This window comes from Haemophilus haemolyticus, assembly GCF_001008205.1.
Taxonomy (GTDB): domain Bacteria; phylum Pseudomonadota; class Gammaproteobacteria; order Enterobacterales; family Pasteurellaceae; genus Haemophilus; species Haemophilus haemolyticus_Q.
In genome coordinates, this window is the sequence record NZ_LCTK01000021.1 from 1 (window position 1) to 21596 (window position 21596).

15 protein-coding genes are annotated in these 21596 nt (G+C 39.0%); 9 read left to right on the forward strand and 6 right to left on the reverse strand.

The features are described 5' to 3' along the window. Nucleotides 1-223 (reverse strand): helix-turn-helix domain-containing protein (locus AAX18_RS04845; protein ID WP_046953143.1); only part of this gene is annotated, 223 nt, incomplete at its 3' end. Nucleotides 224-416: 193 nt separating this feature from the next. Between AAX18_RS04845 and AAX18_RS04850 the strand changes: the two genes are divergently transcribed. From AAX18_RS04850 to pntB, 3 genes are all read left to right on the forward strand, one after another. Then, nucleotides 417-1052 carry a hypothetical protein gene (locus AAX18_RS04850; protein WP_046953144.1) on the forward strand — a complete coding sequence of 212 codons (636 nt, stop codon included), beginning with the start codon at nt 417-419 and terminating at the stop codon, nt 1050-1052. A gap of 197 nt (nt 1053-1249) precedes the next feature. Beyond that, on the forward strand, nt 1250-2788 hold the full coding sequence (gene pntA, locus AAX18_RS04855; RefSeq protein WP_046953145.1) for a Re/Si-specific NAD(P)(+) transhydrogenase subunit alpha: 1539 nt from the start codon (nt 1250-1252) through the stop codon (nt 2786-2788). Nucleotides 2789-2798: 10 nt separating this feature from the next. Further along, nucleotides 2799-4223 carry a Re/Si-specific NAD(P)(+) transhydrogenase subunit beta gene (gene pntB, locus AAX18_RS04860; protein WP_046953146.1) on the forward strand — a complete coding sequence of 475 codons (1425 nt, stop codon included), beginning with the start codon at nt 2799-2801 and terminating at the stop codon, nt 4221-4223. Between the two features lie 60 nt (nt 4224-4283). Here the strand turns inward: pntB and AAX18_RS04865 are convergent, their stop codons facing one another. Further along, on the reverse strand, nt 4284-5201 hold the full coding sequence (locus AAX18_RS04865; protein WP_046953147.1) for a LysR family transcriptional regulator: 918 nt from the start codon (nt 5199-5201) through the stop codon (nt 4284-4286). A 95-nt stretch (nt 5202-5296) separates the two neighbouring features. On the opposite strand from AAX18_RS04865, the gene topA reads away from it, so the two are divergent. Further along, a complete protein-coding gene (gene topA / locus AAX18_RS04870) occupies nt 5297-7903 on the forward strand; it encodes a type I DNA topoisomerase (RefSeq protein ID WP_046953148.1) in 2607 nt (868 codons plus the stop codon). A 71-nt stretch (nt 7904-7974) separates the two neighbouring features. Here topA and AAX18_RS04875 read toward each other — a convergent pair whose 3' ends face one another. Further along, nucleotides 7975-8559: an FMN-dependent NADH-azoreductase gene (locus tag AAX18_RS04875; protein ID WP_046953149.1), complete on the reverse strand. Its 585-nt coding sequence runs from the start codon at nt 8557-8559 to the stop codon at nt 7975-7977. Nucleotides 8560-8843: 284 nt separating this feature from the next. On the opposite strand from AAX18_RS04875, the gene thrS reads away from it, so the two are divergent. Continuing rightward, complete coding sequence (gene thrS, locus AAX18_RS04880) at nt 8844-10775, forward strand: threonine--tRNA ligase (protein ID WP_046953150.1); 1932 nt, start codon at nt 8844-8846, stop codon at nt 10773-10775. Nucleotides 10776-10965: 190 nt separating this feature from the next. Here thrS and AAX18_RS04885 read toward each other — a convergent pair whose 3' ends face one another. Further along, nucleotides 10966-11175, reverse strand: coding sequence for a TOBE domain-containing protein (locus AAX18_RS04885; RefSeq protein ID WP_046953151.1), 210 nt, complete (start codon nt 11173-11175; stop codon nt 10966-10968). Nucleotides 11176-11326: 151 nt separating this feature from the next. Between AAX18_RS04885 and AAX18_RS04890 the strand changes: the two genes are divergently transcribed. Continuing rightward, entirely contained in the window at nt 11327-13261 is a 1935-nt protein-coding gene (locus tag AAX18_RS04890; RefSeq protein ID WP_046953152.1) for a YadA-like family protein, read from the forward strand. Between the two features lie 224 nt (nt 13262-13485). Here the strand turns inward: AAX18_RS04890 and AAX18_RS04895 are convergent, their stop codons facing one another. After that, nucleotides 13486-13815 (reverse strand): TusE/DsrC/DsvC family sulfur relay protein, encoded by a 330-nt coding sequence (locus AAX18_RS04895; protein ID WP_046953153.1) that lies wholly within the window; start codon nt 13813-13815, stop codon nt 13486-13488. Between the two features lies 1 nt (nt 13816). Further along, nucleotides 13817-14758 (reverse strand): tRNA 2-thiocytidine(32) synthetase TtcA, encoded by a 942-nt coding sequence (ttcA, locus tag AAX18_RS04900; RefSeq protein ID WP_046953154.1) that lies wholly within the window; start codon nt 14756-14758, stop codon nt 13817-13819. Between the two features lie 148 nt (nt 14759-14906). Between ttcA and mukF the strand changes: the two genes are divergently transcribed. The 3 genes from mukF to mukB are packed head-to-tail and all read left to right on the forward strand — an operon-like array spanning nt 14907 to nt 21557. After that, nucleotides 14907-16241, forward strand: a complete 1335-nt coding sequence (mukF, locus tag AAX18_RS04905; protein ID WP_046953174.1) for a chromosome partition protein MukF — start codon at nt 14907-14909, stop codon at nt 16239-16241. 46 nt (nt 16242-16287) lie between these two features. Beyond that, nucleotides 16288-17040 (forward strand): chromosome partition protein MukE, encoded by a 753-nt coding sequence (mukE, locus tag AAX18_RS04910; protein WP_046953155.1) that lies wholly within the window; start codon nt 16288-16290, stop codon nt 17038-17040. Beyond that, on the forward strand, nt 17040-21557 hold the full coding sequence (gene mukB / locus AAX18_RS04915) for a chromosome partition protein MukB (RefSeq protein ID WP_046953156.1): 4518 nt from the start codon (nt 17040-17042) through the stop codon (nt 21555-21557). The genes mukE and mukB overlap by 1 nt, the downstream gene beginning before the upstream one ends. The last annotated feature ends 39 nt before the right edge of the window (nt 21558-21596 follow it).

Sequence of the window (21596 nt, forward strand, 5' to 3'; positions counted from 1 at the left end):
TTTTAATGTCTTTCTTTTTCATCTTTGACTGCACTATTTTCAGGGTTTGAAGGTTTGTATGAGGCGATTTTACGCCATCAAGCCCTCTTTCCCGAAATGCTTTTAGCCAATAAATGACGAGAGCGTGGGAAATTTTATTAAGTTTAGCCACCTCACGGATACCATAATCCTGTTCAGTGACGAGTTTGATAATTTTCAAACGAAATTGATAAGAGTAGGACATAATCTGCACCTCAAAGTAGGTGTCCAGATTTTGGGGTGCAGATCAAAGTGCGGTCAATTTTCAAAGAGTTTTAAAACCTCTCAAAAATTGGCCGCGCTTTTTGTATTTTTAGAGCAGCTTATCTTTAAGCTAATCTTATAATTTCATATTCAATTTAGCGTAGTAACCTTACCAAGCAAAACAAGTTAAAGTGATGGCGCTTCGTGTCTATGCCATGGCGCAGAAAGGTGACTTAAATGGCAAAGGCACGTTGATTTCAGCGGATGTGATTGATTTACGGAGTCATCGTTTAACCAATAGCGGCACCATTGCGGGGCGTAAGCTTACGTTATTAAATACCGAAAGCTTATTCAACGCAGGCACCATTACGGGTGATAAAGTAGGCATCAACACCACGAATAATTTCGATAATATTGGTGGTAAAGTGGAAGCCGAGCGAGCACTTTTGGTGGATGTGGGCGGTGATTTAAATCACGAAAGTACCACGATGACGACAAAGGTAGATTTATCTCATTTCCAACGGAGTGAAACGACACTGGCTCGTAAAGCACTTTTCCATGTAAAAGGAGAAGATGGCCAATTACAACTCTCATCAAATAATCTGAACGCTAAAGGGGCAGATATTATTAACGACGGCAATGGCAGCACGCTTGTTCAAACCAAAAATAACGTGAATCTCACCGCACTTTCAGTGGGCTTTGATGAGAGGGGGGGGGGAGAAGAAGAGATTGCTGCGATAAAAACAGAGCTTGCACTAAGTCAAAGTGGTAAATTAGAGAATCGTTTTAATAAAGAGGTAATGGATAATTATTCCACCAGAGTGCGGTAAATTTTTGAGGTGTTTTTATATGAGATTTTTCGTGATCCCTATCACAATATCTTGTAAAACCACTTAAAAACGTTACCTATTTTCATTCAATCAATGATACAGTTGTATCCGTTTGACTTTTTGTCATTTTAACGATGAATAGGCGAAGGTTTGTTCATTAATCTCATCAACCCAATCATCAATCAGAGGGAAACAGTATGTTAATTGGTGTACCTAGAGAGCTGCTTGAGAATGAGAGCCGTGTGGCGGCAACGCCGAAAACGGTTCAGCAAATATTGAAATTGGGCTTTGACGTGATCGTGGAACACGATGCAGGTTTTAAAGCTAGTTTTGAAGATCAAGCATTTTTAGAGGCAGGCGCGAAGATCGGTACGTCGGCTGAAATTTGGCAATCGGATATTATCTTCAAAGTAAATGCACCGACAGATGAAGAAATCGCTCAAATGAAGGAAGGCGCAACGCTTGTGAGCTTTATTTGGCGTATGCAAAATCCTGAGTTAATGAAAAAATTCACCGCGAAGAAAATTAATGTGTTAGCAATGGATGCTGTGCCTCGTATTTCTCGTGCGCAAGCATTGGATGCGCTTTCTTCTATGGCGAATATTTCTGGTTATCGTGCTGTCATTGAAGCTGCGCATGAATTTGGTAGCTTCTTTACTGGTCAAATTACTGCTGCAGGTAAAGTTCCACCAGCAAAAGTGTTGGTGATTGGTGCAGGTGTGGCTGGTTTGGCGGCAATTGGTGCAGCAAATAGCCTTGGGGCGATTGTTCGTGCTTTTGACTCTCGTCCTGAAGTGAAAGAGCAAGTTCAAAGTATGGGTGCAAGCTTCTTAGAAATTGATTTTAAAGAAGAAGGCGGCAGTGGTGATGGTTATGCGAAAGTGATGTCGGAAGAATTTAACCGTCGTGCGATGGAGCTTTATGCAGAACAAGCTAAAGAAGTCGATATTATTATTACTACGGCAGCCATTCCGGGTAAACCAGCGCCTCGTTTAATCACCAAAGAAATGGTGGATTCAATGAAACCAGGTTCGGTGATTGTGGATTTAGCGGCTGCAACTGGCGGTAACTGTGAATATACGCAAGCAGGGAAAGTTGTTACAACTGAAAACCAAGTGAAAGTGATTGGTTATACAGATTTCCCAAGCCGTTTACCAACGCAATCTTCTCAACTTTATGGCACAAACTTAGTCAATTTATTAAAACTTTTGTGCAAAGATAAAGATGGCAAGATCAATATTGATTTTGAAGATGTGGTTCTTCGCGGTGTGACTGTTGTTCGTGATGGGGAAGAAATTCCTCCGGCACAAATTCAAGTGTCTGCACAACCAAAACAAGAAACCAAAGCTACACCAGTGGCAGAGAAAAAAGAATCTAAACCAACAGATCCTCGTGTGAAATACGGTGTGATGGCAGGTGTTGGCGTGTTATTCCTTTGGTTAGCTTCTGTTGCTCCTGCTGCATTTTTATCACATTTCACCGTATTTGTTTTAGCTTGTGTGGTGGGTTATTACGTGGTTTGGAATGTTAGCCATGCACTTCATACACCATTAATGGCAGTAACAAATGCAATTTCAGGCATTATTATTGTAGGGGCGTTATTACAAATTCGTCAGCCAACAGGCAATCTATTTATCGATGCCTTAGCTTTTGTGGCGATTTTGGTGGCAAGCATCAATATTTTTGGTGGTTTCCGTGTCACACAACGTATGTTAGCAATGTTTAGAAAAGGTTAAGGAGCGCACAATGTCTGAAGGTTTAGTACAGGCTGCGTATATTTTAGCAGCATTACTTTTCATTATGAGCTTGGCAGGACTTTCTAAACATGAAACTGCTAAAGCGGGTTGTTGGTTCGGTATTGTTGGTATGACAATTGCCCTTATTGCAACCATTTTTGGACCTCATTCTGAAGGAACATTTTGGATCATTATTGCAATGATCATCGGTGGTGCAATCGGTGTTCAACGTGCATTAAAAGTAGAAATGACTGAAATGCCAGAACTTGTGGCGATTCTTCACAGTTTCGTCGGTTTAGCGGCTGTACTCGTAGGCTTTAATAGCTATGGTTTACACCATGAGGCATTAATGCCAGAAGGATTAGATGCAGCAGCACAAGCCGAATTTGTAGCAGAGCAAGCAGTATTAACAAATATTCATAATGTTGAAGTATTTTTAGGTATTTTTATCGGCGCAGTAACTTTCACTGGTTCTGTTGTTGCATTTGGTAAATTAAGCGGAAAAATTAATTCAAAAGCATTAATGTTGCCGCATCGCCATAAATTAAATTTAGCCGCACTTGTGGTATCTGCATTATTGATGGTTGCATTCTTGAATAATCCAGAAAGTATTTTCCCTGTGTTATTAATGACAGCGATTGCGCTTGCATTTGGATGGCACTTAGTGGCTTCAATCGGTGGGGCAGATATGCCAGTTGTGGTATCAATGCTTAACTCATATTCTGGTTGGGCAGCGGCTGCAGCTGGTTTTATGTTGAATAATGATTTGCTCATCGTTACAGGTGCGCTTGTTGGTTCTTCTGGTGCAATCCTTTCTTACATTATGTGTAAAGCAATGAACCGTTCATTTGTGAGCGTAATTGCGGGTGGTTTTGGTAACGATGTTCAAGTTTCTTCAAGTGAAGAACAAGGCGAACACCGTGAAACTACGGCAGAAGAAGTGGCTGAATTGTTGAAAAATGCAAGTTCTGTGATTATCACTCCGGGATATGGTATGGCTGTTGCACAAGCACAATATCCAGTCGCTGATATTACGGCAAAATTGCGTGAACGTGGTGTGAACGTTCGTTTTGGTATTCACCCTGTTGCAGGACGTTTACCGGGACACATGAACGTGCTTTTAGCCGAAGCGAAAGTGCCTTACGATGTCGTACTTGAAATGGATGAAATCAATGATGATTTTTCTGATACCGATGTGGTATTGGTTATCGGTGCGAACGATACGGTAAACCCAGCTGCGATGGAAGATCCAAATAGCCCAATCGCGGGAATGCCTGTGTTGGAAGTATGGAAAGCACAAAATGTAATTGTTTTCAAACGTTCAATGGCTGTGGGTTATGCTGGCGTACAAAACCCATTATTCTTCAAAGAGAATACACAAATGCTCTTTGGTGATGCAAAAGATCGTGTTGAAGACATCTTAAAAGCATTATAAAAACACGCATAAAAATAACCGCACTTGGGGTTGCCTAAGTGCGGTATTTTTTTATAGCGTTTAGTGACTATCTTCAGGATTTTCCAAAATTTCTGAACACAACCCCAATCCAGATAAAAATTCAATAAATGCCCGCACTTTTATTGGTAAATGTCTTCTGTTTGGATAGACCACATGAATTTCTAATTTTTGTTGTTTATATTCTGGTAATATTTCAATCAGTTCACCTTTTTCGAGAGATTGACCAATAATAAATCTCGGTAAATTCACAATGCCTAGTCCTACTTTTGCCATTTCTAATAAGGCTAAACCACTATTGCTTACAACCTTTGATTGGATTTTGAAACGCTGTGTTTGATTTATGTGTGAGCCAACCCAATTTACGTGATTCATTGCATTTTTATAAAGTAAGCCATTGTGATGTTCTAAATCATCAGGTGTTTGTGGGATGCCATTCGCCTCAAGATAGCTTGGTGATGCCACAAAGTGTAGCGTATTTGTGCTGATTTTGCGTGATACAAGAGAACTGTCCGCCATATGGCCGATACGTAATGCAAGATCATAGCCTTCTGCCACAAGGTCAATTTTTTTGTCATTAAACTCAATTTCAACATGCAGATTGGGATGTTCAGCAATAAATAGCGGTAAATTCGGTACGATGAAAAGTAAACCAAAATCACGAGGAACAGAAATAAGTAAATTCCCTTGTAATGAACTTGTGAGGTGAGTGATGCTAGAATCAGCTTCATCTAAATCAAGCAAAATTCCTTGGCAGCGTTGGTAATACATCATCCCCGCCTCAGTAGGCATAATTTTTCTGGTGGTACGTTGTAACAATCGTGTTTTTAAATGTTCTTCTAACTGTGAAACTAATTTGCTAGCCATTGCCACAGAAATATTTTGTTGCTTTGCTGCCAATGTAAAACTTTGGGTTTCAATGACTTTGCAGAAAATAGAAATCGTGTTGAGTTTATCCATTTATAACCCTTTTTTCAAAAAGTACTTGATTTTGCCTACATAACTTTGCACTATACCGCCAATTTTACAAAATACTAGTGATATTAGGTAATCAAATGAGTAAATCCTTGGTGATTGTGGAGTCGCCGGCAAAAGCAAAGACTATCAATAAATATTTAGGTAGCCAATATGTGGTGAAATCTAGTGTTGGACATATTCGTGATTTGCCGACGATTGGTTCTAGTACAGGTGAAAAAGCTAAACCAATTTCAACCAAAGGTATGGATGCCGAAGAAAAAGCAAAAATTAAGGCTGAGAAGGAACGTAACGCCTTAGTTAAACGTATGGGGATTGATCCTTATCACGATTGGAAAGCAAATTATCAGATTTTGCCTGGTAAAGAAAAAGTGGTTTCCGAATTAAAATCGCTTGCTAAAAAAGCAGATCACATTTATCTCGCTACCGACTTGGATAGAGAAGGAGAAGCGATTGCATGGCATTTACGCGAGGTGATTGGTGGCGATGATGAGCGATTTAGCCGTGTAGTGTTTAACGAAATCACTAAAAATGCCATTAAACAGGCTTTTGAAAAGCCTGAACAATTAAATATGGATCGTGTTAATGCTCAACAAACTCGTCGCTTTTTGGATAGAGTAGTGGGCTTTATGGTATCTCCGTTACTTTGGAAAAAAGTCGCGCGCGGGCTGTCTGCTGGTCGAGTTCAATCGGTTGCGGTTAAATTATTAGTAGAACGCGAGCGTGAAATTAAAGCCTTCCAGCCTGAAGAATATTGGGAAGTTGCCGTCCTTACGAATAATCAAAATAAACAAGCTATACGTTTGGACGTAACGGATTATAAAGGCAAGAAATTTGATCCAAAAAATAAAAAAGAAGCACAAAGTGCGGTAGATTTTCTGAATGTTTCAGATTACGTTGTCACAGATTTGGAAACTAAGCCGACAAGTTCTCGTCCTAGAGCGCCATTTATTACATCAACGCTTCAACAAACTGCAAGTACTCGCTTGGGATTTGGCGTTAAAAAAACAATGATGCTAGCCCAACGTTTATATGAAGCGGGTTACATTACTTATATGCGTACGGATTCAACCAATTTGAGTCAAGACGCGCTTAATATGGCACGTAGCTATATTGAAAATCATTTTGGTGCACAATATTTACCAGAAAAACCAAATTTCTATTCTAGTAAAGAAAATGCGCAAGAGGCGCATGAGGCTATTCGTCCATCAGACATTCGAGCATTGCCAGAATCTTTAGAGGGGATGGAAAAAGATGCGGTACGTCTTTATGATTTAATTTGGCGTCAATTCTTAGCATGTCAAATGCCACCTGCACAATATGATAGCAGTACATTGACTGTGTCAGCAGGCGATTATACCTTGAAAGCAAAAGGCAGAATTTTACGTTTTGATGGTTGGACAAAAGTATTGCCACAAATAGGCAAAAATCCTGAAGATCAAGAATTGCCTTCAGTTGCTGTTTCGGAAAAACTTGTTTTAAAAGAAGTGCAACCAACCCAACACTTTACTAAACCACCCGCTCGTTTTACTGAAGCAGCTTTAGTAAAAGAATTGGAAAAACGTGGTATTGGCCGTCCTTCCACTTATGCGGCAATTATTTCCACCATTCAAGAACGTGGTTATGTTCGTACTGAAAATCGTCGTTTCTATGCAGAAAAGATGGGCGAAATTGTGACTGATCGCCTCAATGAATCTTTTGGCGAATTAATGAATTATGATTTCACCGCGAATATGGAAGATACCTTAGATAAAATTGCCTCTGGTTCGGTGAATTGGAAAACTGAATTGAATCAATTCTTCAAGGATTTTTCTAGCCAGCTTTCTAAAGCTGAATTGGATGAACTTGAAGGCGGTATGCGCCCAAATAGCCTTGTGGAAACAGATATTAAATGCCCAACCTGTGGCAGAAATATGGCCATTCGTACGGCGAGTACGGGGGTGTTTTTAGGATGTACAGGTTATGCATTACCACCAAAAGAGCGGTGTAAAACGACGATTAATTTAATTCCTGAAGCGGAATTACTGAATGTTTTAGATGAATCTTCAGAAACCAAAGCATTAATGGATCGTAAACGTTGCACAAAATGTGGAACGGCAATGGACAGCTATGTAATCGATGCCCATCGTAAGATCCATATTTGCGGTAATAATCCAAATTGTGATGGATATTTAATTGAAGAAGGCTCATTCAAAATTAAAGGTTATGATGGCCCTGTTGTTGAGTGTGATAAGTGCGGTGCGGATATGCATTTAAAACTTGGTCGTTTTGGCAAGTATATGGGATGTACAAATTGTGATAATACGCGAAAAATTTTGAAAAATGGCGAAGTCGCACCACCGAAAGAAGAGCCTGTACATTTTCCTGAGTTAAAATGCGAAAAATCTGATGCATATTTTGTATTGCGTGACGGTGCGAGTGGTGTATTTATGTCAGCACATAACTTCCCGAAATCCCGCGAAACACGCCCAGTTAAAATCACAGAACTAGTGCAATATCGTGAGCGTTTACCTGAAAAATTAGCTTATTTAGCGGATGCACCACAAAAAGACCCTGAAGGGAATGAAGCGATTGTTCGTTTTAGTCGCAAAGAGAAGAAACAATATGTGACTTCTGAAAAAGATGGAAAAGCAACGAAATGGATTGTTGATTTCACCAATGGAAAATGGGTTGAACGGAAAAAATAAGAAGAAAAGTGCGGTAAATTACCGCACTTTTTTGTAATAAATCTTCTTATGTTTTGTAGGTTATCTGAGAATTAAAGGGCCGCTACAATTTCATTAATTTTATTTTTTGCAGACGCTTGGGCTTTTTCAATTGCTTCTGGTCCGAATCCAATGCCTTGTGCATAAACAAATTGCACATCTGTGATACCGATAAAACCTAAAATTGACTTCATATACTGTGTCACTAGATTTTCTTCATCATACAATCCACCAAATGCACATAACACAATCGCTTTTTTACCTTTTAATAACCCTTCCGGTCCATTTGCCGTATATTGGAACGTGACACGTGGGCGTGCGATAAAATCAAAATAAGTTTTTAATTGTGTTGGGATGCCAAGATTATACATTGGTGCACCAATAACCAGAGTCTCTGCATTTTTTAATTCGGAGACTAATTCATCGGAAAGTGCAAGAAGTTGTTTTTCTTCATCATTTTTAGGTTCACCACGTACAGCTGTTGCTGCAGTGGCATCAAAATATGGAAGCGGTTGTTGGGCTAGATCGCGTACGACAATGTTATTACCGTGTAATTTTTCGATAACATAATCGGCCAATTGATTGGTCTGGGCATTATTTCCTGAAATGCTAGATTTTAATACTAATACGTTGCTCATTGTTATTCCTTAACTGGGTATTTAAAAGTGCGGTTATTCTAGCCTTTATTTTTAGGATATAAAGCCCCTAGCCAGAAAAACATTATTTCCTTTTTGTAAAATATGTGCATTTATTTAACAATACCTTAAGAAAGTGATAGAATTCGCCACGCATTTTTTGCCTAATTTCGCTCGTTCAATGGTAGGAATGAAGCCAAGTAGGGCAAAAGTGCGGTTAATTTTTATAGAATTTTAAACGAACACGTCACCTTTCGTATGGGTGACCACTGTATAAGGAAAAAACAATGCCAATTATTACTTTACCTGACGGTTCCCAACGTCAATTCGATCATCCTGTTTCTGTTCTTGAAGTCGCACAAGATATTGGTGCGGGTCTTGCTAAAGCTACTATCGCAGGCCGTGTAAATGGTGAGCGTCGTGATGCATGCGATGTTATCGACCAAGATGCAACGCTTGAAATCATTACCGCTAAAGATGAAGATGGTTTAGAAATTATTCGCCACTCATGCGCACACTTGCTCGGACACGCTATTAAACAATTATTCCCAGATGTAAAAATGGCAATAGGTCCAACTATTGAAAATGGTTTCTACTATGACATCGATTTAGATCGCTCTTTAACGCAAGAAGATTTAGATACAATCGAAAAACGTATGTTGGAATTGGCAAAAACCAATTATGACGTCGTGAAAAAACGTGTTACTTGGCAAGAAGCGCGTGATACCTTTGAAAAACGCGGCGAGCCATACAAAATGGCAATTTTAGATGAAAACATTGAACGTACTGCAACGCCTGCGTTATATCATCATTTAGAATATATTGACATGTGCCGTGGCCCACACGTGCCAAATATGCGTTTCTGTCAGCATTTCAAATTACAAAAAGTTGCAGGTGCGTACTGGCGTGGTGACAGCAAAAACAAAATGTTACAACGTATCTATGGTACGGCTTGGGCGGATAAAAAACAACTTGCTGAATATTTAACGCGCTTAGAAGAAGCGGCAAAACGTGACCACCGTAAAATTGGTAAAGCATTAGATTTATATCATATGCAAGAAGAAGCGCCAGGTATGGTGTTCTGGCACAATGATGGCTGGACAATTTTCCGTGAACTTGAAACTTTTGTGCGTACTAAATTAAAACAATACGATTATCAAGAAGTAAAAGGTCCTTTTATGATGGATCGTGTATTGTGGGAAAAAACAGGTCACTGGCAAAATTACGCAGATTTAATGTTCACAACTCAATCTGAAAACCGTGAATATGCAATTAAACCGATGAACTGTCCAGGACACGTTCAAATTTTTAATCAAGGTTTAAAATCTTACCGTGATTTACCAATCCGTATGGCGGAATTTGGTTCTTGCCATCGTAATGAGCCATCAGGTTCTTTACACGGTTTAATGCGTGTGCGTGGCTTTACTCAAGATGATGCACATATTTTCTGTACTGAAGATCAAATTGAGAGCGAAGTAACTAGCTGTATCAAAATGGTGTACGACATTTATAGCACCTTTGGTTTCACTAATATCGCAGTAAAACTTTCTACTCGCCCTGAAAATCGTATCGGTTCAGATGAAATGTGGGATCGTGCGGAAGCAGGTCTTGCAGCAGCATTAGCGCACAACGGTCTTGAATATGAAATTCAAAAAGGTGAAGGCGCATTCTATGGCCCGAAAATTGAATTTGCATTACGTGATAGCATTGGCCGTGAATGGCAATGTGGTACCGTTCAATTAGACTTTGCATTACCAGGTCGTTTAGATGCAACTTACGTGGCAGAAGATAATAGCCGTAAAACTCCTGTCATGATTCACCGTGCGATTTTAGGTTCTATTGAGCGTTTCATTGGTATCATTACTGAAGAATATGCAGGTTTCTTCCCTGCATGGTTAGCGCCAACCCAAGCGGTTGTTATGAATATCACTGATAGCCAAGCAGACTATGTACAAAAAGTAGCAAAACAGCTTTCCGATGTAGGTTTACGCGTGAAAACTGATTTACGTAACGAAAAAGTGGGTTTCAAAATCCGCGAACATACTTTACGTCGAGTGCCTTATATGCTTGTTTGCGGTGATAAAGAAATCGCAGAAGGCAAAGTGGCAGTACGTACCCGTAAAGGTGCTGATTTAGGTACATTTACTGTGGAAGAATTTGCGGAAATCTTGAAAAATCAAGTAAGAAGCCGTGAATTAAAGTTATTGAATGAAGAGTAATACTTTTCGAAAATAACCAATATAATTTACTGTTTAAACAGTGAATTCAATTTAACGGTGATCGTTTAAGCGATCACCGTTATTTTTTGTCTTTACTTTATAACAGAGTAGTTTAATGCTGAAATCAAAGTATAAAAAAACCGCACTTTTAAAAGTGCGGTTATATTCAATTCTGTTTTTATGGAAGAAATTATTCTACCCCAACCATTACAGAAGTTGCTTTGATGATTGCGTATGCTTCTTTACCAACTTCTAAGTTTAGTTCTTTAACTGCTGCTAAAGACACGGTAGAAGAAAGCACGTTACCGCCACCGATATCAATGTGAACGATTGCATTTACTGAACCCTTTTCGATTGAAACAACTTTACCTTTTAATTGGTTTCTTGCACTAATTTTCATAACATTTCCTTGTTAGTTAGGGTTTAAAATTATACTGATTTTATAGTTTTTTAAAAAAACACAAGAAAATTTAGGAATTACTTCAAAAGACTTGTTTTATAACATTAAATACTATACAATGTCAGCCTCTTATTAAACCATAGAGGTAACTATGAATAAAATTTTTAAAACCGTTGTAAATAAAACAACAAAACAATCTACTGTAGCTTCTGAGCTTGCTAAGGGGCACGGAAAGTTAAAGAATACTTTTAAAGCTGCTGTGCTAAGTATTGCATTATCTTTAGGATTGTCTTCATCTTCTTTCGCTGAGAGTAATACTCAACCAAATACCATGGTTCAATTATTGAGCACTGTTGATGCTGATGCAGCTAAATTAGCGCAAAAATTGGGTGATTATATGGGTGACAGCAATAAGAAGAAGCCAGATAATATTAATAATTTACTTGACGAAGGTGATGCGTTAATGGAGGAGCAGTTAAATTCTCTCTTCTCTGGCCGTAAAGTTGATCTCACTTCTTACAAAGAAAAACTAAAAGAGATTATTGCTGCAATTGATAAAGCAAACGAGACATCTCAACCTTCAAATACGCCTTCAACACCTGAGGCTTCTCAACCTTCAAATACGCCTTCAGCACCTGAGGCTTCTCAACCTTCAAATACGCCTTCAGCACCTGCAGCAGGTAATCCTTTTGCAGAATTGTTGAAAAAAGCAGATCTGCTTGTTATCAATAATTCAGGTGAAAAAACTGTAGCTGAAGGTAAAGGTACGGTATCTGTTGCTGGTGCTACAGCAATTGATGATGAAAATACCCAAGGTGCATTTTCTAATTTAGCTGTTGGTCCACGTTCTTTTGTAAACAAAAATGGTCAAGTGGCTGTAGGTGTTGAAGCAAATGATAATACTCGTCATTTAGCAGGCCTAACAGATATCGGTTATAGAAGTACAGCGGTTGGTTACCGTGCTAATGCTGTAGATACAGATAGCGTAGCATTAGGCTCAAATAGTTGGGGTATCGGTCATAAATCAACATCTGTTGGTTCTGAAGCGTCAGCTTATGCTGCTGGAGCAACAGCTTTAGGTAGCAATACTTTAGCTTATTCTAATTATTCATTAGCGATTGGTTTCGGTGCTGTAGCTGGTATTGATAAATCATCTAAAGAGCTAATTGAATTAAATAAATTATATTCAGGTGTTGATGAAAATGGCAAACAAGTAGAAGGCTCTTTATTCTCATTAGCAGCTAAACATAACTTAAACGAAGAGCAAATGTATAAAATTAAGTCTCTAGGTTATGGTCCAGATAAGTATAATTTAGGAATGCTTTCAACAGATAATTTGGTAGCTCGTTTTGAAGACTTCCCAGATGAAATTAAAACAGTTTTAACTCAATTAAATACACTTTCTAAAGAAGTGATTAAACAAGAAGAGAAAATGCGTGGAGCTATCGCTATCGGTCGCGAAACTTTATCTTATGGTGAAAATTCTGTAGCATTAGGTAACGAGATTAGAACAGCATTAAAAAATTCTGTTATTTTAGGTAATAAATCAGACGGTTCTACTACTGCTACTGCTTCTGCTAAATCACAGGAATTAAATGGCGAAACTCATACATTTGCTGGTACTCCGTCTGAAGAAAACGGTGTAGTAAGTGTTGGTGCTAAAGACAAAGAACGTCAAATTAAGCACGTTGCTCCAGGTGAAATTTCTGAAGTATCTACAGATGCAGTGAATGGTTCTCAATTGTATTCATTATTTGTGAAGTCAAATACCGGTGTTGGTTCTATTGCTAATAAAGTTTCTAAGTTAGAAGGTCGTATTGGTAATGTAGAGAAACAAATTTCTCACAACAGAACTGAAGCGAGAAGTGGTATCGCTGGTGCAGCTGCAATTGCTGGATTACCAGAAATCCATGTTAATGGTAAATCTATGGTATCTGTTGCAGCAAGTAACTTTAAAAATCAAAATGCTATTGCAGTAGGTTATACTAAACTTAATGACAAAGGTAATTTGAAATTTAAATTATCTGGTGCAGCAACCACTAATAGTGATGTAATTACTACTATCGGCGTAGGTTACGCTTGGTAATTATAAATAAATAAAAAAAGGGACATTTTTGCCCTTTTTTTATTATTGAATTATTTAATAACATCAACAATTTTATAAGTTTTTTACGTGATCTACGATTGCGTTATAGTACTTATAAAATATTTTCTTTTCTTATTGTTCTTGAATTGTAAATTCAACCAAAAAGAAAAACGCTTAATCTAAAAGACTAAGCGTTTAAAACTTTCAAAAAATTGACCGCACTTTTATAAGCATTTTGCAGGTTTCGGTAAGCCAGCTAATTTTGTAGCTTGTTTTGCAGGGCCTTCAGGAAATAAACGTTGCAAATAGCGGCTATTACCTTTATCCGAACCAAGCTTTTCAGCCATGGCTTTTACCAACATACGAATGGCAGGGGAGGTGTTATATTCTTGATAAAAGTCTCTCACAAAGTAAATCACTTCCCAATGGGCGTCTGTTAATTCAATATTTTCTAACTGTGCAATAGCACGAGCGACATCTTCGTTCCATTGTTGGCCATGGAGCAAGTAACCGTCTTTGTCAGTTTCAACTTCAATTCCATTGATATTCAACATATTAATTTACTTCTTTAAAGTTAATCATTTCGTTGTTTGAAAAATCGGTTTGATCTTCGTCCTCAAATTGCATTGGCGTGATTCGTTCTTCATCAAATGCGGTATCGCCTTCAATGCCATCAATTATTTGCCCATGCTTGATTCCTTTGAAATCAAATAATTTTGGATCACACATATGTGACAATGTAATGTTTTGCATTGCGCTAAACATGGTTTCTAAGCGTCCTGGATATTGTCGTTCCCAAGTATTCAGCATTTCTTTTACCACTTGGCGTTGAAGATTTGGTTGTGAGCCACATAGGTTACAAGGAATAATCGGAAATTCCTTCGCGATGGCATATTTTTCAATATCTTTTTCTTTGCAGTAAGCAAGCGGACGAATCACAATTTGTTTGCCATCGTCAGAAATCAATTTAGGTGGCATGGATTTCATTTTGCCGCCATAAAACATATTTAAAAATAGTGTCGCTAACATATCGTCTCGATGGTGTCCTAAAGCGATTTTGGTTGCACCAAGTTCTGTGGCGGTACGATATAAAATTCCACGGCGTAGGCGAGAGCAGAGCGAACAAGTGGTTTTTCCCTCAGGAATTTTTTCTTTCACAATTCCGTAAGTATTTTCTTGTACAATTTTGTAATCGACGCCAATACTTTCCAAATATTCAGGCAATACGTGCTCAGGGAACCCCGGTTGTTTTTGATCGAGGTTTACTGCCACAATATCAAATTTAATCGGCGCGCTTTGCTGTAAATTCAATAAAATATCGAGAAGCGTATAACTGTCTTTGCCTCCGGATAAACACACCATGACTTTATCGCCATCTTCGATCATACCAAAATCTGCAATAGCGTTGCCTACGTTACGACGAAGACGTTTCTGTAATTTATTGAAATTATAGGTTTGTTTTTTTTCTTGTTGGGCTAACTGGGGTAAATCGCTCATTTTATTATCTTAAGTTATTCATGAAAGACGCATATTATACGTGAAAAATAGTAAAAGTGCGGTCAATTTACAAGAAGATTTCAAGCACGACAAAAAATCCTGTATAATCTCAGAAATTTTTTGTTCAATTTTAAGCTTTTGTAATCGAATGATCGAAACCTCACAAACCATTCCTGAACTCGTCTCATGGGCGAAAGAGCGGGAATTTTCGTTAAATCTGCCGACAGAGCGTTTGGTGTTTTTACTGGCTATTGCCATCTATAACAATGAACGTTTAGACGGTGAGATGTTAGAAGCCGATTTAGTGGATATTTTCCGTCATACAGTCAGTGCCTTTGACCAATCAACGGACGCGATTGCCACCCGTGCCAATAATGCTATCAATGAACTGGTGAAACAGCGTTTTCTTAACCGTTTCAGCAGTGAATTTACTGAAGGGCTTTCCATTTATCGTCTCACCCCATTAGGTGTTGGCGTATCAGATTATTATATTCGTCAGCGTGAGTTTTCTGCGTTGCGTCTTTCTGTACAGCTTTCTATTGTGGCTGATGAAATTCAGCGTGCATCTGATGCAGCAGAAGAAGGTGCAGCAAAAGGGGAGAATGAGCATTTTTGGCGTCGGAATGTTTTCGCTCCATTAAAATATTCTGTGGCAGAGATTTTTGATAGTATCGATTTATCACAACGTGTGATGGATGAAAATCAGCAAAGCATTAAGGACGAAATTGCGAATTTACTTACCAAAGATTGGCAGGCAGCAATTTCTAGCTGTGAACGTTTATTAGATGAAACTTCAGGCAATTTACGTGAGTTACAAGATACCTTAAATGCCGCAGGTGATAAGTTGCAGGCTCAATTATTACGTATTCAAGATTGTGTAATTGGCCATGATGAGCTGTATTTTATTGAACAATTAATTACCGATTTACAATCTAAGCTCGACCGCATTATTAGCTGGGGGCAACAAGCCATCGATTTATGGATTGGTTATGACCGTCACGTGCATAAATTTATCCGTACCGCCATTGATATGGATAAAAATCGTGTATTCTCACAACGCTTGCGTAATTCTATCCACAGCTATTTCGATCATCCTTGGTTCTTGTGGACTGCTCAAGCGGAACGTTTGGTCGATCTGCGTGATGAAGAAATGGTATTACGTGAAGATGATGCATTGGGTGAATTACCTGAAGAGTTGCAATATGAATCTTTGGCTGATTTACATGATCAAATCGTCGAACATATGCAAGGCTTACTCATTCAATACCGTGAAAATAATCGTCCGATTGATTTAAGTTTAGTCTTAAAAGAACAATTAGAAGCTTATCCACTTTCCCGTCATTTTGATGTGGCGCGTATTATTGTGGATCAAGCAGTGCGTTTAGGTATGGCAAATGATGATTTAGCCGGTCTTTATCCGCAATGGCAAGAAATTAACGATTATGGCGCAGAAGTACAAGCGCATGTGATTGATAAATATTAATTTCGTGGCTTATTAAAAAACGAATTTATAAAATGAGAAATTAACCATGACAGATATTCAAGATGTAATTTCCCCGAAATTGGCAAATGCCATTGCAAATCCTATTTTCCCGGCAGTGGACAGTTTATTGCGTTCAGGTCGCCATATCAGCACAGATCAATTAGATAATCATGCTTTTTTGATGGATTTCCAAAATGAGTTGGATGGTTTTTATCGCCGTTACAACGTGGAATTAATTCGCGCACCGGAAGGCTTTTTCTATTTACGTCCGAAAGCCACGACCTTAATTGCCCGTTCAGTGCTTTCCGAATTAGAGATGTTGGTAGGAAAAGTGCTTTGTTATTTGTATTTAAGCCCAGAACGTTTGGCACAGCAAGGTATTTTCAGTACGCAAGAAGTCTATGATGAATTACTGAATTTAGCAGACGAAGGCAAGTTATTGAAAGCCGTCAATCAACGTTCCAGCGGTTCAGATTTAGATAAGCAAAAATTATCTGAAAAAGTACGTGCGGCGATCGGTCGTTTACGCCGTTTAGGTATGATTCATACCGTAGGCGAACAGCATAGCGGTAAATTTACTATTTCAGAATCAGTTTTCCGTTTTGGGGCTGAGGTACGTTCTGGTGATGATCCGTTAGAAGCACAAGCTCGCTTAATTCGTGATGGGGAAGCGGCAACACCGCAATCCCTCGAATTGGAAAAACAAGCAAAAGCGGCAAGCTATTCTGATGACCTTGATGATGAAGAAAGTGCGGTCGAAATTGATGAAGAATTTGATGATGCAGGAGAACAAGAATAATGTCTGATGTATTAGAACTTGAAAACGAAATCTATCAAGACGAACCTGAGCAATCAACCGAACAGGTTGAAGAAGAGTTTATTGCTCCTGTATTAAATCAACATAATGGGGTAGAACGTGGTAAATTCCGTTCACTAACCTTAATTAACTGGAATGGTTTCTTTGCCCGTACCTTTGATTTGGATGAATTGGTGACCACACTTTCCGGTGGTAACGGTGCCGGTAAATCCACAACCATGGCGGGTTTTGTCACAGCATTAATTCCAGACTTAACCTTATTGCATTTCCGTAATACCACAGAAGCAGGCTCGACAGGCGGCTCTCGTGATAAAGGCTTACACGGCAAATTGCGTCCGGGCGTTTGTTATGCAGTATTGGATACCATCAATTCCCGTCACCAACGAATTCTCGTAGGTGTGCGTCTGCAACAAATTGCGGGTCGAGATAAGAAAGTGGATTTAAAAACATTCTCGATTCAAGGTGTAGAATTATCCTTAAATCCAACCGCACTTTTCACTGAAACAGTCGGTGAGCGTCAAGCACGTGTACTCAATTTAAATGAATTAAAAGACAAAATTGAAAACCTTGGTGCACAATTTAAGCAATATCATTCCATCACCGATTATCACGGCATGATGTTTGATTTGGGCATCATTCCAAAACGCTTACGTAGTGCCTCAGACCGTAGCAAATTCTATAAATTAATCGAAGCTTCTTTATACGGTGGTATTTCCAGCGCTATTACCCGTTCTTTACGTGATTACTTATTGCCAGAAAACCTTGGTGTACGCAAAGCTTTCCAGGATATGGAAAGTGCGTTACGTGAAAACCGCATGACCCTTGAAGCAATTAAAGTTACCCAATCTGACCGTGATTTATTTAAACATTTAATTACCGAAACCACTAATTATGTGGCATCAGATTATATGCGTAATGCCAATGAACGCCGAGGCAATATTGAAGCGGCTCTAGGTTTCCGTCGTGATTGGTATAAAGCAAAAGCTGAGCAAGAGTTATCACAACATCGCTTAATTGACTTAAGCCGTGAAGCTGCAGAATTGGCAGAAAATGAACGTACTTTAGAAGTCGATCACCAAAGTGCGGCAGACCATCTAAACTTGGTATTAAATGCGTTACGTCATCAAGAAAAAGTATCGCGCTATCAAGAAGACGTAGCTGAGCTTACAGAAAAATTAGAAGAACAAAAAATGGTTGTGGAAACCGCAACCGAACAGCTTGAGGAAAGCCAAGCACAATTTGAGCAAACTGAACTTGAAATTGACCAAGTACGTGCGCAACTTGCGGATTATCAACAAGCATTAGATGCACAACAAACCCGTGCATTGCAATATCAACAAGCAATTGCCGCACTTGAAAAAGCGAAAACCTTATGTGGTTTAGCGGATTTGAGCGTAAAAAATGCGGAAGATTACCAAGCAGAATTTGCTGCGCATGCTGAAAGCCTTACTGAGCAAGTGCTTGAGTTAGAACATAAAATGTCTATTTCTGAAGCGGCAAAATCACAATTCGATAAAGCCTATCAGTTGGTATGTAAAATTGCTGGCGATATGCCACGTTCAAGTGCTTGGGAAAGTGCTAAAGAATTATTGCGTGAATATCCAACACAAAAAATTCAGGCACAACAAACACCTCAATTACGTGCAAAATTACATGAGTTAGAGCAGCGTTATGCTCAACAACAAAGTGCGGTTAAATTATTGGCTGATTTTAATCAACGTGCTGATTTATCTTTAGAAACTGATGATGAACTTGAAGCATTCCATGCTGAACAAGAAGAACTCATTGAAAGTTTAAATGAAGAACTTGCAGAGCAAGTAGAAAACCGTTCAACCTTGCGTCAAAAACGTGAAAGTTTGACCGCACTTTACGAAGAAAATGCTCGTAAAGCACCAGCTTGGTTGACTGCTCAAGCCGCTTTAGAACGCTTACAAGAGCAAAGTGGTGAAACCTTCGAACATAGTCAAGATGTGATGCATTTTATGCAATCACAATTGGTGAAAGAACGTGAGCTGACTATTCAACGTGACAATTTAGAGAAGCAACGTCAACAATTAGATGAGCAAATTTCTCGTTTAAGCCAACCTGATGGTTCTGAAGATGCTCGCTTGAATGTGCTTGCAGAACGATTTGGCGGTGTATTGCTTTCTGAATTGTATGATGATGTTCCAATTGAAGATGCACCTTATTTCTCAGCACTTTATGGTCCAGCTCGTCATGCTATTGTTGTGCGTGATCTCAACACGGTACGTGAACAATTAGCCAATTTAGAAGATTGTCCAGACGATTTATATTTAATCGAAGGTGACCCAAATGCTTTTGATGACAGCGTACTTTCAGCTCAAGAGCTTGAAATGGGCGTTGTGGTGCAAGTGTCTGATCGTGAATTGCGTTATTCAAAATTCCCGCAAATTCCATTATTTGGCCGTGCTGCACGTGAAAAACATTTAGAAGAATTACAAGCTAAACGTGATGAAATTGCGGAAGAATACGCACAAATCGCCTTTGATGTACAAAAATGTCAACGTTTACACGAACACTTTAGTCAATTTGTTGGCTTACATCTAGCGCTTGCATTCCAACCAAACCCAGAAGAGGTGATGGCGGAAATCAATCAAGAACGCAATGAAATTGATCGCGAGCTCAATCAATTCTCAAGCACCGAACAACAAATTCGCATTAAATTGGATAATGCCAAAGAAAAAATGCAATTGTTGAATAAGTTAATGCCGCAGCTTAACTTGCTTGCTGATGAAGAATTACTTGATCGTATTGAAGAATGCCGTGAACAACTAGATATTGCAGAACAAGATGAAAGCTTTATTCGTCAACATGGCGTTGCGTTGTCACAATTAGAGCCGATTGCCAATACCTTACAAAGTGATCCAGAAAACTATGAACGCTTAAAAGCTGATTTAACCCAAGCGATTGAACGTCAAAAACAAGTACAGCAACGTGTATTTGCTTTAGCGGATGTAGTACAACGTAAAAATCACTTCAGCTATGAAGATGCAGGTCAAGCAGAAACGTCAGAGCTTAATGAGCAACTTCGTCAACGTTTGGAACAATTGCAGTCACAACGTGATGCTCAACGTGAACAATTACGTCAAAAACAAAGCCAATTTGCACAATACAACCAAGTATTTATCCAATTGCAAAGTTCTTATGACAGTAAAAATCAGTTGTTGAAAGAATTAATTGCTGAGATTGGTGAATTGGGCGTGCGTGCTGATGAAGGGGCAGAGGAACGTGCAAGAAATCGTCGTGATGAGTTATATCAACAACTTTCAACAAGCCGTCAACGTCGTTCTTATGTTGAAAAACAATTAACGCTTATTGAAAGCGAAGCGGAGAACTTAAATAAACGCATTCGCAAAGCGGAACGTGATTACAAAACTCAACGTGAATTGGTTGTAGCAGCAAAAGTCAGCTGGTGCGTGGTTCTGCGTTTATCTCGAAATTCTGATGTGGAAAAACGACTCAATCGTCGTGAGTTGGCTTATTTATCTGCTGATGAGTTACGTTCAATGTCGGATAAAGCATTAGGTGCGTTACGTACAGCTGTGGCTGATAATGAGTATCTCCGCGATGCATTACGTATTTCTGAAGACAGCCGCAAACCAGAAAATAAAGTTCGCTTCTTTATTGCTGTATATCAACATCTTCGTGAACGTATTCGTCAGGATATTATTAAAACGGATGATCCGATTGATGCAATTGAGCAAATGGAAATTGAGCTTAATCGCTTAACAGAAGAATTGACTGGTCGTGAGAAAAAATTGGCGATCAGTTCTGAAAGTGTAGCGAATATTATGCGTAAAACCATTCAACGTGAACAAAATCGTATTCGCATGTTGAATCAAGGTTTACAAAATATTGCTTTCGGTCAGGTAAAATCAGTACGTTTAGTGGTCAATATTCGCGATACACATGCGATGTTGCTTGACGCGCTGTCTGGTAAACAAGAAGAATATCAAGATTTATTCAGTGATAATCGTATTACCTTCTCTGAAGCCATTGCGAAACTTTATCAACGCATTAACCCGCATATTGATATGGGCCAACGCACAGCGCAAACTATCGGTGAAGAATTATTGGATTACCGTAATTACCTCGAGTTAGAAGTTGAAGTCTTCCGTGGTGCTGATGGCTGGTTACGTGCTGAAAGTGGCGCATTATCAACAGGTGAAGCGATCGGTACGGGTATGTCTATCCTATTAATGGTTGTACAAAGCTGGGAAGAGGAAAGCCGCCGTATTCGCGGTAAAGACATCGTGCCATGTCGTTTACTATTCTTGGATGAAGCTGCGCGTTTGGATGGTAAATCTATTTCTACCTTATTCGAACTTTGCGAACGTTTGGATATGCAGTTACTTATCGCTGCGCCAGAAAACATTAGCCCAGAAAAAGGTACAACCTATAAACTCGTACGTAAAATCGCAGGCAACCAAGAACATGTACACGTTGTTGGTCTACGCGGATTCGGTGCGACAGAATAAAAAATAGAAGGGAAGTGCGGTTAAAATTTTAAGATTTTT